We start from the raw sequence: 12,829 nt of genomic DNA, 5'->3' as shown, positions 1-12,829 counted from the left end.
CTGGTAAGCCGACCGTTTACCGTTAGGAAACTTTCCTTTACATTTGGACTATCCCCCCATGTAAAGGAGCCGCTTCAATGCGAAGGACTCTCACGTTAGTCGCCGTGGCGGTGATCACCATCGCCACGGCGGTGTTCAACACCTCTCCCGCGTTCGCCCACGGCTATGTGAACTCACCCCCCAGCCGGCAGGCGAACTGCGCCCAGGGCAAGGTGGCCGACTGCGGCCAGATCGTCTATGAGCCGCAGAGCGTGGAAGGCCCCAAGGGCCTGCGCAGTTGCAACGCCAACCTCGGCCAGTTCGCCCAGCTCAGTGACGAGAGCAAGCCGTGGCCGGCCACCTCCGTGGGCAGCTCGGTGACCTTCACCTGGACGTTCACCGCCAGGCACGCCACGCTCAACTACGAGTACTACATCGGCGGCACCCGGGTCGCCGTCTTCAACGGCAACGGCCAGCAGCCGCCGTCGACCATCTCGCACACGGTGAACCTGTCCGGCTACTCCGGCCGCCAGAAGGTCCTGGCGATCTGGAACATCTCCGACACCTCCAACGCCTTCTACTCCTGCATCGACCTGCAGATCGGCGGCGGCGGTCAGCCCACCCCCACTCCCACCCCGACCGTGACCCCCACGCCCACCCCGACCCCGACGCCGACGCCGACCACGACGGCCTCGGGCACCTGGAAGGCCGGCACGGCCTACACCACGGGCAGCACGGTCACCTACAACGGCGTCTCCTACCGGTGCCTGCAGCCCCACACGGCCATCGCGGGCTGGGAGCCGCCGAACGTCCCGGCGCTCTGGCAGCGGGTCTGAGGTCTGGACACGTCGATGACCAAGCTTCGTGACGCCGCGCTGTCGCTGTTCCGCATCGTGGTGGGCCTGCTGTTCGCCTGCCACGGGGCCGCCACTCTGTTCGGCGTACTCGGCGGTCCGTACGGCGGAACGACCCCCTCCGTAGGCCAGTGGCCCGACTGGTGGGCGGGGGTGATCGAGCTCGGCGCGGGCGGCCTCGTCCTCATCGGGCTCGCCACCCGTATCGCCGCCCTGCTCTGCTCGGGCACGATGGCCTACGCCTACTTCACCGTCCACCTGCCCAAGGGCTTGTTCCCGTTGCAGAACGGGGGCGAGACCGCGGCCATGTTCTCGTGGTCGTTCCTGATGCTGGCGCTGCTGGGCAGCGGCGCGTGGTCGTTGGACAAGCTCGTGTCCCACCTCCACCATCGCGGCGAGAACGCCACCGTGCAGCACATCTAGGCCAGATCCAGGCCGGGGGGTGCCGGGCGACCGGCATCCCCTCAGGCGGCCGACTTGCAGGTCGGGTGGCAGAGCCTGCGGGCCAGGGCGCCGAGGAAGACGTCGATGATCTCCCCGGGCTCCTGCGCCACGTGCAGCGAGCCGTTCGTGACCGCCGCGATCTGCGACAGGCTGCCGCGGTCCACGTCCTTGCCGAACGCGATGATGACGATCTGGATGGGCTTGTCCGGGTCCCACTCGTTCCGCAGCGTGCCGAGAAGCCGCGGGAGCTTGACGCCCTTGCCGTCGTCCTGGCCGGCCGTGATCACCAGCAGCGTGTTGTTCATGTCGTCGCGGTAGTCGCCGCCGACCCTGCGGAACCCGCTCAGTATCGCGTCGTAGAGCGAGCTGTCCAGGTCGGGGTGGGGGGCGATCGTGCTGGTCAGCTCGTCGAGGACGCTGCGCCGCAGCACCTGGCCCGACTCCGGCTCGCTGATCGGGCCCAGCCTGACGCGCTCCCGGTAGTTCCTGGTGTTCCCCACCTTGTCGGCGAACTCCCACATGCCCATGTGCGTGGAGTTCGGGAAGAGCTGGAGCCCGATCTTGGCCGCGGCCAGCGCGATGCGCACCTTGGTGCTGCCGTTCAGCGGCTCGGCCATGTGCCTGGAGGTGTCGGCCAGGACGAGGATGTTGGTCGGCGGCGCCAGCCTGCTCCAGGCGCGCAGCGCCTCGTCGATGTCCTGCTGCGACACCGACGGCCTGGTCCGCGGCGCCTGCGACGGGATCTGCGGGCCCGGCGAGAGCGGCCCCAGCCTGCCGTCACCCGACCTGAACCCGGCCCGCCGGACGATCTCCTGCGCCTGAGCGCCCTTCAGCCAGTCGGCGAAGGCCGTGGACGCCTCCGCGACGGCCGGATCGGCGGCCGTGACGACGTAGGGGTAGTCGAGGTCGATCGTGCCCTCGCGCGGATGCAACGCCACGACCGGGTCGGACGAGGGCACCCGGTTGTGGTTCCACACCGACTGCTCCGGGACGATGACCACCGGCCGCTGCCAGAACCCGCGGTCGTCCACGGCGTCGAGCATGCTGCGGTAGTCGGGGGCCGACCCGGCCTGCGCCCACCGGACGAACGCGGTCAGCGCCTTGTCGGCGGCCGGCCCGGTGCCCACGACGTCCCTGGCCGCGGCGACGGTCGCGATCCCCGCCCCCACCAGGGACGGGTCGGGCACGCGTACGACGTCGGGCTCGTCGGAGTTGGGCGTCAGCCGCCCGCGCAGGGTCGGCGGGAAGACCATCCGCCAGTTCATCTCGGTCCCGCCCACCGAGAAGCGCCGGGCCAGCGACGACCGCGTGGCGAACACCAGCGGCGAGGTGGCCACCACGGTCTCCCCCGCGGGCAGCGCGCTCGCGCCCTGGCTACGGGCCAGCCTGATCCAGGCGGAGGAGTCGGCGATCCAGCCGTCGGGACGCTCGTGCAGCACGCCGGCCCGGTCGCCGATCAGCGTGCGCAGCACCGTGGCCGACGGCTGCTCGGTCACCTGGACCAGCACGCACCGCCCGCCGACCGACGTCTTGGTCTCGTTGAAGCGCCCGGCGGCCTCCATGACCGCCGGCGCGACGTCCACGGCGGCGGCCACGCTGACCAGAACAGGCTCTCGTGACACGCACAGGGCGGGACCGCCGCCGAGGACCACGTAGAGGCTGCCGGCGGCGACGACCACGGCGGCGAGGCCGGCCAGCAGGCCGCGTTGGAGCGCCTTCCTGCGTCGCTGCACGGGAGGCAGCGCGGCACGGTGTCGACCAAACCGCACGATGAACCTCTCTCCAGTGGAGTGATGATTCTTCCAGTGCCTCCCGTGCCGGGCGCAAGCCTTGTTAGAACTTGTTATAACTACGCCATCGGCAAGATTCTTCTCACGCTCTGGCACACCCCGTCGCTCGCCTGCGCGGCGGCCAGCCGCTCGGCCGTGGGGCTGCCGTACTCGGTGGTGCGCTGGCGCACCGGACGGCCGGTGACCTCGACCATCTCGCGCAGCTCGCTGATCGTCTTGTACGAGCCGTTCTCCGACCCCGCCATCCGGCTGATCGTCTCCTCCATGAGGGTGCCGCCGAGGTCGTTCACGCCGCCCTGGAGCACCTGGCGGCACAGGTCGTCCTGGAGCTTGACCCACGAGCACTGGATGTTGGAGATCGCGCCGTGCAGCAGGATCCTGGCCAGGGCGTGCACCGCGCGGTTCTCCTGGGCGGTGGGGCCGGGACGGGCGATGCCGGCCAGGTAGATCGGCGCGCTGGTGTGCACGAACGGCAGCAGCACGAACTCCGAGAACCCGCCGGTCCGCTCCTGCAACTGCCTGATCAGCTTGATGTGCCTGACCCAGTGCAGGTGGTGGTCCACGTGGCCGTACATCATCGTGGACGTCGTCGGGATGCCGACCTCGTGGGCCGTGGTGATGACGTCGATCCACTCCTTGGCCGGCAGCTTCCCCTTGGTCAGCACCCAGCGCACGTCGTCGTCCAGGATCTCGGCCGCCGTGCCGGGCAGCGAGTCCACGCCGGCCTCCTTGGCGGCCTCCAGCCAGTCGCGTACGGACAGGTTCGTCCGGGAGGCTCCGTTGATGACCTCCATCGGGGAGAACGCGTGCACGTGCATGCCGGGCGTCCTGGCCTTGACCGCCTTGGCGATGTCGAAGTACGCGGTTCCCGGCAGGTCGGGATGGATGCCGCCCTGCATGCACACTTCGGTCGCGCCCGCCGCCCACGCCTCCTCGGCCCGGTCGGCCACCTGGTCCAGGCTGAGCGTGTACGCGTCGGCGTCGGTCCGGCGCTGGGCGAAGGCGCAGAAGCGGCAGCCGGTGTAGCAGACGTTGGTGAAGTTGATGTTCCGGTTGACGACGTAGGTGACCTCGTCGCCGGCGGCCTCCTTGCGCAGCGCGTCGGCGATGGCGGCCAGCTCGTCCAGCGCCTCGCCCTCCGCGCCCAGCAGCGCGACGGCCTCGGCGTCGGTCAGCCCGGCCGGGTCGGCCTCGGCCCGCCTGAGCGCCTGCCGGACGTCGCTCGGCGTCGAGGCCGCGACCGGGCCGAGCCGGTCGCGCAGGGCCGCCCAATCGCCGTAGACGTGGTCGAAGTCGTCGCGCCGGTCGGTCGCGCGGCCGGTGGTGTCCACCTCGACGTGCAGGTCCACCCGTCCGGAGGCGGCGAACCCGCCGTCGGGCTCCTGCCAGGGACGGCCCACCGGCACGGCGTCCTCGCGGGCGAGGCCGGTGGCGGGGTCGGCCAGGGCCTCGACGTGCGCGAACAGCCGGGGGTCCAGCCAGGGTTCGCCGGCCCGCACGTACTCGGGGTAGATCGTCAGGCGCTCCCGCAGGTCGAAGCCGGATTCGGCGGTACGGGCCGCCAGGTCGTCGATCTGCGGCCAGGGGCGTTCGGGGTTCACGTGGTCGGGGGTCAGGGGCGAGACGCCGCCCCAGTCGTCGATGCCGGCGCGGATCATGAGCGCGTACTCGGAGTCGACCAGGTTGGGCGGGGCCTGGAGGCGTACGCGGGGGCCGAGGACCAGGCGCGCGACGGCGATGGTGGCGGCGAGCTCGTGCAGGTCGGCGTCCGGCAGGCCGCGCATGGCCGTGTCCGGCTTGGCGCGGAAGTTCTGGACGATGACCTCCTGGACGCCGCCGTACTCGCGGGCGACCCGGCGGATGGCGAAGATCGACTCGGCCCGGTCCTCGACGGTCTCGCCGATGCCGATGAGGATGCCGGTCGTGAACGGCACGTTGGTGCGTCCGGCGTCCTCCAGGACGCGCAGCCGTACCGCCGGGTCCTTGTCGGGGGAGCCGTAGTGCGGCTGTCCCTTCTCCTCGAACAGCCGCCGCGAGGTGGTCTCCAGCATCATGCCCATCGACGGCGCGACCGGCTTGAGCCGCTGGAGGTCACGCCAGCTCAGCACACCGGGATTGAGGTGCGGCAACAGCCCGGTCTCCTCCAGCACCCTGATCGCCATGGCCCGCACGTAGGACAGCGTGTCGTCGTAGCCGTGCGCGTCCAGCCACTCGCGGGCCTGGTGCCAGCGGTCCTCCGGCCGGTCCCCCAGCGTGAACAACGCCTCCTTGCAGCCCATCGCCGCGCCCTGCCGGGCGATCTCCAGCACTTCGTCCGGGCTCAGGAACACCGACTCCAGCTTGTGCGGTGCGGTGGCGAACGTGCAGTAGCCGCAACGGTCCCGGCACAACCTGGTCAGCGGGATGAACACCTTCCTGCTGTAGGTGATCACCCCTTCCCTGCCGGCGGCCTTCAGCCCGGCGTCGCGCACGCGGGAGGCGTGGTCGAGCAGCGCGTCGAGTTGTTCGCCGCGCGCGTGCAGCAGCACGACGGCCTCGGTGAGGTCGAGCGCCTTGCCGTCACGGGCACGGGCGAGGGCACGGCGGAGCGCGGAATCACTGACAACACTCATAGAGGCACAGTACGCACACCTGAGTTCGTGACACGCACTCAGGGCCGGGTGTCAGAAGGACCTGTAGTCGCGCGCCGGCATCCGCGGCCCCCGCGCGGGCGGACGCACGCCGCTGAGCCAGATGAGCACCGTCGCCCGGTGCCGATGCCCCCGGTACGGCTCCAGCAGCCGCATCATCCCCACGTCGTCGGTCTTCTCCCCCGTCAGCGCGTAGCCGACCAGCTTGGCCAGGTGGAAGTCCCCCACGCTCACCGCGTCGGCGTCGCCGAAGACGCGCTGGCGCACCTCGGCCGACGTCCACACGCCGATCCCGGGCAGGGCCCGCAGCAGCCGGTCGAGCTCCTCGGTGGTGGCCGCGGCCTCCAGCTTGGCGGCGTGCCAGGCGGCGTTGGCTATCGTCCTGGCCCGGACGGCCTCCGCGCCCGCCCGGTGCCAGTGCCAGCTCGGGATCTGCCGCCACACGGCCGGCTCGGGCGCCACCCGCATGCCGTCGGGGGCCGGGCCGGGCGCGGGCTCGCCGTAGTGGCGCAGCAGGTGGCGCCAGGCCCGCCACGCCTCCCGGCCGACGACCTTCTGCTCCAGCACGGCGGGCACCAGCGCCTCCATGACCCGCCCGGTACGCCCGATGCGCAGCCCCGCGTGCTTGCGGGCCACGTCCGCCAGCACGTCGTGCCGGACGCGGAAGCCGGAGACGTCGTCGAGCGCGCCGAGCAGGGCGGGCAGGGTCTCCAGCGACCAGCCGGCGCCAGGCCCCCACGCCTGGGCGTGCACGGATCCGGCCGTCACGGTGACGCGCAGGGTGCTCGGGCCGTCGGGGGTGCGGCAGGTGCGCCAGACCGAGCCGTCGGGGGTGCGGCGCCAGGCGGGGTCGCCGGTGCCGCGCCTGTGGGGGCCCAGGGCCAGCTCCACGTCGAGCGGCCCGTCGGGCTCCCACCTGCGTTCCATCACCCGTCCAGTCTGCCGCGCGGCGGCGGGTGGTCGCTCACCCGCACGGCCCGGCCGAGCGGGTCAGGGCCGGGTCAGACGTCGCTGGAGTAGCGCACCGCGCGCTCGGGCAGCTCGATGCCGGGCCACACGCGCACCCCGCCCTGGAGCTCGTTGCCCGGCCCGACCACCGCGCCGTCGCCGATCACCGCGTCGCGCACGACCGTGCCGGCGCAGATCCGCGCGCCCTTGCCCACGACCGAATCGCTCACGGTGGCGCCGGACTCGACGACGCAGTCGTCGCACAGCACCGACCCCACCACGGACGCGCCCGCCTCGACGACGGCCCGCGCGCCGACGGCGGTGCCGCCCTGGACCTTGGCCTCGGCCGAGATCTCGGCCCCGTCGAGCGCCAGGTGCTCGCCCTGCGGGCCGGGCAGCGCGGGCGAGTCGAGCCGCCCGAGCACCAGGTCGCGCGAGCCCTTCACGAACGCGGCGGGAGTGCCCACGTCGAGCCAGTACGTCCGGTCGGCGTACCCGAGCACCAGCTCGCCGGAGTCGATCAGCCCGGGGAACGTCTCGCGCTCCACGGAGACGACCTCGCCGCGCGGGATCGAGTCGATCACCGAGCGGGTGAAGACGTAGCAACCGGCGTTGATGCGGTTGGTGACCGGGTTGGGGGTCTTCTCCAGGAACGCGGTGACCCGTCCGGACTCGTCGGTCGGGACGCAGCCGAACCGCGTCGGGTCGTCCACCTCCGTCAGGTGCAGCGTCACGGCGGCCTCGCGCTCGCAGTGGGTGCGCACCTGGTCGCCGATGTCGTGCCCGGACAGGATGTCGCCGTTGAGGATGAGCACCGGGTCGGAGGGCCCCGCGGTGAGCGCCTCGGCTGCGTTGCGGATGGCCCCGCCCGTGCCGAGCGGCGTCTCCTCGGTCATGTATTCGAGCGAGAGCCCGAGTGCCGATCCGTCACCGAAGGCGGGCTCGAACATCGCCGCCTTGTACGAGGTCGCGAACACGATCCGGCGTACGCCGAAGGACCGGGCGCGGGCGAGTTGGTGGGCCAGGAACGGCACTCCGGCGGTCGGCAGCAGCGGCTTGGGCGTGCCCAGTGTCAGCGGACGCAGGCGTGTGCCCTGCCCCCCGACCAGGAGGATCGCCTCGAGGTCTGGCAAAGAGCTCTCCATCACTCCGTGAGAGTAGCGAACTATTCGATTGCGCGTTGATAAGAGTTGAGATGCGCCTCCGCGGAGGCCTCCCAGGTGAATTCGCGTGCCCGTGCCCGCCCGGCCTCCTGCAACTGCCGCCTCCGCTCCGAGGAGGCCAGCAGCTCGCCCAGGGCGTCGGCGATGCTGTCCGCGTCCGGTTCAGTGTAGGCGACGGCGTCGCCGCCCACCTCGGGCAGCGAGGTGCGATGGCTGGTCAGGACGGCCGCGCCGCAGGCCATGGCCTCCAGCACCGGCATGCCGAAGCCCTCGCCCCGCGAGGGGAACGCCACGACGAGCGCCCCGCCCAGGAACCCCGGCAGGTCGGGCGCGCGCAGGTATCCCGGCCTGATCACCCGGACGGTGGCCTCCACCTCACGGCAGGCGGCGTCGACGTCGTCCTCGTGCACGCCGCCGCCGAGCACCAGCGCGGGCGGCGTCTCCAGCCGCTTCACGGCGGCGGCGAAGCCGCGGATCAGGTTGGGCACGTTCTTGCGGGGGTCGAGGTTGCCGAGGAAGGCCACGTACGGCCGGCCGTGCAGCCCGCACCTGATGGCCGCCCGGCGGATCTCGTCCTGGCTCGGCGGGTGGAAGTGGGCCACGTCGACGCCGTGGTAGGCGACGTCGATGCGGGTGGGGTCGGCCGACAGCACGCGGACCAGCTCGTCCCTGGTCGCCTTGGACGGCACGATGACCCGCTGGGCGTGCCGGACGGCGGTGCGCGTGGCCGAGCGGAAGAACGCGGCCCTGGCCGGGCTGTGCTGCTCGGGCTCGGTGAACCAGGTCACGTCGTGCACCGTCACGACGGTCGGGACGCCGGAACGCAGCGGCATGGAGTAGTAGGGGGCGTGGATGACCTCGGCCCCCGTCTGGCGGGCGAGCAGCGGCACGCCGGTCTGCTCCCAGGCGAGCCTGGCGGCCCTGTTGGTGATGGCGACGGGGCCGGGGATGACCCGGGCCGAAGGCGCCAGGCGCCGGTACCTTTCCGCGTCCGCACGCTGGCAGACCACGGCCAGATCGTTCCCGGCCCGGTGGAGCGCGGCCACGAGCCCGTCCACGTACCGGATCAACGCGCCACGGTCGGCGGGGACCGCGGCGGCATCGACGAGCACTCGAGGCATTACGTGGATCTTCTCCCCTCAAGATCGACGTGGGACCTGGCGGGCCCCCTCTTCGATTCAGCTTATGACCACCCTCCCCCAAATCGTGGGGCAAATCACACCGAGTCGCGACGTGAGGCGATTCCCGCCAAGCCCGCGCAGATCAGGTCCCCGACGACGATGACGATGCGGGAGCAGAGGGCCACAGCAATGGCCGCGCCGCTGTCGAGCACGGGGGCGAGCACCGCCACCATCGCCGCCTCGCGCACCCCGGCCCCCGCCGGCACGACGAAGGTCACGATGCCCAGACACCACGACAGGGCGAAGGCCCCGACGGCGAACAGCAGGCCGCCCTGCGGGGCGATGAAGAAGAAGTGCACGCCGTAGGCCGTCCAGCCGGCCAGCGCCCAGCCGAGCGCGGTGAGCATGCCACGACGGGTGAGCGGACGTTCCAGGGGCTCCCGCCCGAGCTTGCGCAGGCCGAAGCCGATCACGCCGTTGACGACCTTGGGCTCCAGCAGCACCAGCAGCAGCGGGATGAACAGCAGCACCCAGCCGAACCGGTGCCAGCCGAGCGTGACCAGCGTGACGAGCAGGCCGCTGGCGATCTGGACGGGCATCATCAGGAAGAACGCCGTGGCGCTGCGCGGGCGCGGCACGCCCAGGTCGCGGCCCATCTCCATCTGGGCGAGCACCGGCCAGACAGCGCCGGGGATGTACTTGCCGAGCTGGCCGACGAAGAACACCTTGGCGGCCGGCCGCAGCGGCAGCGGCGAGCCCAGGTCGGCCAGCAGGGTGCGCCAGGTGAGCATGGCCCCGAGCAGCGCGGCGACCACCGCGACGAGCGACCCGGCCAGCGCCGGCCACGACAGCCGGGCGAACCCGGCCACCACGGCGTCCCACTGCCTGGCCACCGCCCACGCGCCGAAGGCGAGCGCGACGGCCAGGAAGCCGAAGCGCAGCAGCCGGCGCGGCAGCGACCGCTTGGGGATCGCGCTCGCGCCGGTCTCCTCCACGAGGCTCACAGCGGCAGGACCCGCTCGGGCGGCTGCGGCAGCGCCGGCCCCGCGGGCCTGCGCGGCGTCTTGGTGGCCACCCACAGGTACGTCGGCACGACGGGCAGCAGCAGCCGCAGCACCTCGCGCGGGACGCGCGCCAGCACGGCCTTGACCAGCCGCCCGGGCAGGCCGGGGAACAGCTCGGAGCCGGCGAACCTGGTCGGCGTGGCCAGCACCGGGAACGTGTAGTCCCAGACGTGGAAGGCCCGCAACATCTTGCGCAGCCCCCGCCGCGTCCTGAACCGCTCGTAGTAGTGGTCGGCCCGGCCGGACGCGCGCACGTAGCGGTCGGCCAGCGCGGGCGGCAGGTACGACAGGAACGGCAGCTTGTAGTGGGGCTCGACGACCCCGAGCCGGTTGCCGAGCCCGAGGTAGAGCACCCCGTCGTCGGACAGCACGCGGTGCATCTCGGCCACCACGGCGTCGGGGTCGACCACGTGCTCGTAGATGTGGTTGAACACCAGCACGTCGATCGACCCGTCGGGGAAGGGCAGCGCCGTGCCGTCGCCGCAGACGAACGCCACCCGCTCGCCGAACCGGTCGGCGGCCTTGCGCAGCCCCGGCACGTCGATGTCGATGCCCAGCGTGTGCTTGGCCCCGGCCTGGGCCAGCTCGTCGGCGATGAACCCGGCCGAGCAGCCGACATCTCCCACGGTCAGCCCGCCGAGCGGCCCCTGGAAGTGCTCCAGCACGGCGATGATCTTCGCGGCCTTGCGGCGGCGTTTGTCCTCGTCGAGCATGGCCGACTGGAATTCGGAGTACTCGAGCTGCGCGACGCGTTGCTTGCCCACGCCGCCCAACAGTACCCGCGCCGCGGGCCCCGGTACGCTGACCTGCCCGACATGCCGGCTCTCCACGACCGCCCGGCAGGCCGGCTCTCCGCGACCTGCCCGGCATGCTGGCTCTCCGCCCGGGCTCCCGCGTAGCCTGGCCTGATGCTGCGCCGCCTGCTGCGCGTCCTGCTCGCGCTGGTCGCCCTCGCCTTCCTCGGCTACGGCCTGGCGAGGAACTGGCACGACACGACGCAGGCCCTGACCAGGCTGTCGCCGTGGGCAGTGCTCGGGGCGTTCGGGGCGGTGCTGGCCGGGCAGGTCTGCATGCTGGTGGCCTGGCGGCAGATCATGGCGGGGCTCGGCACGCGGCTGCCGCTGCGGGTGGCCGGGCGGATCATGTTCGTGGGACAGCTCGGCAAGTACATCCCGGGCGCGGTGTGGGCGTACGCGGCCATGATGGACCTCGGGCGCGACCACGGGAGCCCGCCGCGGCGCACGTTCGCCACGATCTCGCTCGGGCTGGTGGTCAACCTGGGCGTCGGCATCTCGATCGCCGCCGCCACGCTGAGCTCGCACGAGGCCGTCCGCCGGGCCTGGTACGTCGTGCTGCTCGTGCCGGTGATCATCGTGTGCCTGCATCCCAAGGTGCTCACCTGGGGGCTCAACCTGGCGTTGCGCATCGCCCGCAAGGAACCGCTGGAGAGCGTGCTGCCCGGCCGCACGGTCGTCGTCACAGTCGCCTGGACGGCGCTCGGCTGGTTCGTCTACGGCCTGCACACCTGGCTGCTGTCCGGCCGTCCCGACCTCTACCTCGTGTCGACCGGCGCGTACGCGTTCGCCTGGTGCACCGGCATCCTGGCCTTCGTGGTGCCCGCCGGGGTGGGCGTGCGGGAGGGCGCGCTCGTGCTGGTGCTCGGGCCGGTCATCGGCACCGCTCCGGCCATCGCGGTGGCGATCGTGTCGCGGCTGGCGTTCACGCTGGCCGACGCGGTCGCCGCGGGGGTCGCGTTCGTGCTCGGCCGTCAGAGCGCGAGCAGCGCGCCCGCGTACGCGGCCCAGAACGGCTCGGGATCGACCGCCTTGACCCCCGACCGCAACCTCTCCGGCTCGCCCGAGGCGTAGAAGCGCTCGATCGCCGCGCGCAGCGCCCCGGCGTCGCCCGGCTCGACCAGCAGGCCGTCGACGCCGTCGGTCACGTGGTCGGCCAGCGCGCCCACCCGGGTGGCGATCACCGGCACGCCGTGCTCGTGGCCGAGCCAGACGTTCTGGCTGGCGGTCGCGCTCCGGTACGGCAGCACCAGCGCGTCGGCCGCGGCGAACAGCTTGGGCACGTCGGCGGCGGGGACGTACCCGGGCCGCAGCTCGACCCGGTCGGCCAGGCCCAGCTCGTCGATCAGCGCCTTCGTGCCGTCGAGCCCGCCCCAGAACTCGCCCGCGACGGTCAGCGAGACGCCCTCGGGCAACGCCCGCAGCAGCAGGTCGAGCCCCTTGTACGGGCGCACCATCCCGAAAAACAGCAACCGCCCGCGCACCCCGCCCGACTGCTCGGCCGACGTGGACGGCAGATGCGGCGGCAGCCCCGCCACCCCGACCGGCCTGCCCGGCGCGAGCCCCCTGGCCAGCTCGGCCTGCTGCTCGGAGTGGGCCAGCACGCCGTCGACCCGCCGCAACAGCGCCTTCATCAGCGGCTGGTCGTACGGCTTCCGCTCGTGCGGCAGCACGTTGTGGCAGAGCGCGACCGTCCGGACCTTCCGCCCGGTACCGGACAGGATCCCCAGGTACGGAGGAACCTGCACAGGACTCAGCACCGCCAGCACCACAAGGTCGGCCGTGCGCAGCCGCCGCCCCGCCGCGAACCACCCGTCGGGCCGCCGCCAGTCGAGCCGCCGCGCGGTCCTCGGGTACGGCGTGCCCTCGGGCTCGGAGATCGTCTGCTGCCCCGGGTAGAGGAACGACGGGTACTGGGCCCGCCACGACTCGATCACCACGTCGTGGCCCTGGGCCGCCAGCCGGTGCGCCAGCTCGGTGGTGTGCTGCGCCCCGCCCCCCTTGTACGGGTAGGTCGGGCCGACGATCGCGATGCGCACGCG

Annotated in this window: 11 protein-coding genes; 3 read left to right on the top strand and 8 right to left on the bottom strand. The window is 72.4% G+C overall.

Going from position 1 to position 12,829, the window contains the following annotated elements:
- The first annotated feature begins 77 nt into the window (after positions 1 to 77).
- Positions 78 to 815: a lytic polysaccharide monooxygenase gene (locus tag AB0J97_RS09060; RefSeq protein ID WP_364086383.1), complete on the top strand. Its 738-nt coding sequence runs from the start codon at positions 78 to 80 to the stop codon at positions 813 to 815.
- Between the two features lie 15 nt (positions 816 to 830).
- On the top strand, positions 831 to 1,256 hold the full coding sequence (locus tag AB0J97_RS09055) for a DoxX family protein (protein ID WP_364086381.1): 426 nt from the start codon (positions 831 to 833) through the stop codon (positions 1,254 to 1,256).
- Between the two features lie 41 nt (positions 1,257 to 1,297).
- On the opposite strand, the gene AB0J97_RS09050 is transcribed toward AB0J97_RS09055, so the two are convergent.
- The 7 genes from AB0J97_RS09050 to AB0J97_RS09020 form a co-directional block, all read right to left on the bottom strand.
- Positions 1,298 to 3,010, bottom strand: coding sequence for a substrate-binding and VWA domain-containing protein (locus tag AB0J97_RS09050; protein ID WP_364086379.1), 1,713 nt, complete (start codon positions 3,008 to 3,010; stop codon positions 1,298 to 1,300).
- Between the two features lie 116 nt (positions 3,011 to 3,126).
- A complete protein-coding gene (locus AB0J97_RS09045) occupies positions 3,127 to 5,679 on the bottom strand; it encodes a bifunctional FO biosynthesis protein CofGH (RefSeq protein ID WP_357702682.1) in 2,553 nt (850 codons plus the stop codon).
- A gap of 51 nt (positions 5,680 to 5,730) precedes the next feature.
- Complete coding sequence (locus AB0J97_RS09040) at positions 5,731 to 6,624, bottom strand: DNA-3-methyladenine glycosylase 2 family protein (protein WP_364086669.1); 894 nt, start codon at positions 6,622 to 6,624, stop codon at positions 5,731 to 5,733.
- 74 nt (positions 6,625 to 6,698) lie between these two features.
- Positions 6,699 to 7,790, bottom strand: coding sequence for an NDP-sugar synthase (locus AB0J97_RS09035; protein ID WP_357702680.1), 1,092 nt, complete (start codon positions 7,788 to 7,790; stop codon positions 6,699 to 6,701).
- A gap of 20 nt (positions 7,791 to 7,810) precedes the next feature.
- Positions 7,811 to 8,929 carry a glycosyltransferase family 1 protein gene (locus tag AB0J97_RS09030; RefSeq protein WP_357702678.1) on the bottom strand — a complete coding sequence of 373 codons (1,119 nt, stop codon included), beginning with the start codon at positions 8,927 to 8,929 and terminating at the stop codon, positions 7,811 to 7,813.
- Positions 8,930 to 9,024: 95 nt separating this feature from the next.
- Positions 9,025 to 9,933, bottom strand: coding sequence for a lysylphosphatidylglycerol synthase domain-containing protein (locus AB0J97_RS09025; RefSeq protein WP_364086376.1), 909 nt, complete (start codon positions 9,931 to 9,933; stop codon positions 9,025 to 9,027).
- A complete protein-coding gene (locus tag AB0J97_RS09020; RefSeq protein WP_357702674.1) occupies positions 9,930 to 10,757 on the bottom strand; it encodes a methyltransferase domain-containing protein in 828 nt (275 codons plus the stop codon). Before AB0J97_RS09020 ends, AB0J97_RS09025 begins: the two co-directional genes overlap by 4 nt.
- Before the next feature lie 144 nt (positions 10,758 to 10,901).
- Here AB0J97_RS09020 and AB0J97_RS09015 point away from each other — a divergent pair, with 144 nt between their 5' ends.
- Positions 10,902 to 11,861 carry a lysylphosphatidylglycerol synthase transmembrane domain-containing protein gene (locus tag AB0J97_RS09015; protein ID WP_357702672.1) on the top strand — a complete coding sequence of 320 codons (960 nt, stop codon included), beginning with the start codon at positions 10,902 to 10,904 and terminating at the stop codon, positions 11,859 to 11,861.
- Here AB0J97_RS09015 and AB0J97_RS09010 read toward each other — a convergent pair.
- Entirely contained in the window at positions 11,762 to 12,826 is a 1,065-nt protein-coding gene (locus AB0J97_RS09010) for a glycosyltransferase family 4 protein (protein ID WP_364086372.1), read from the bottom strand. The genes AB0J97_RS09015 and AB0J97_RS09010 overlap by 100 nt on opposite strands.
- Between the last annotated feature and the right edge of the window lie 3 nt (positions 12,827 to 12,829).

It is taken from the genome of Nonomuraea sp. NPDC049607 (assembly GCF_040675375.1).
Lineage (GTDB): Bacteria > Actinomycetota > Actinomycetes > Streptosporangiales > Streptosporangiaceae > Nonomuraea.
The sequence above is the reverse complement of the archived record's forward strand: the minus strand, read 5'-3'. Positions and strand labels throughout refer to the sequence as shown.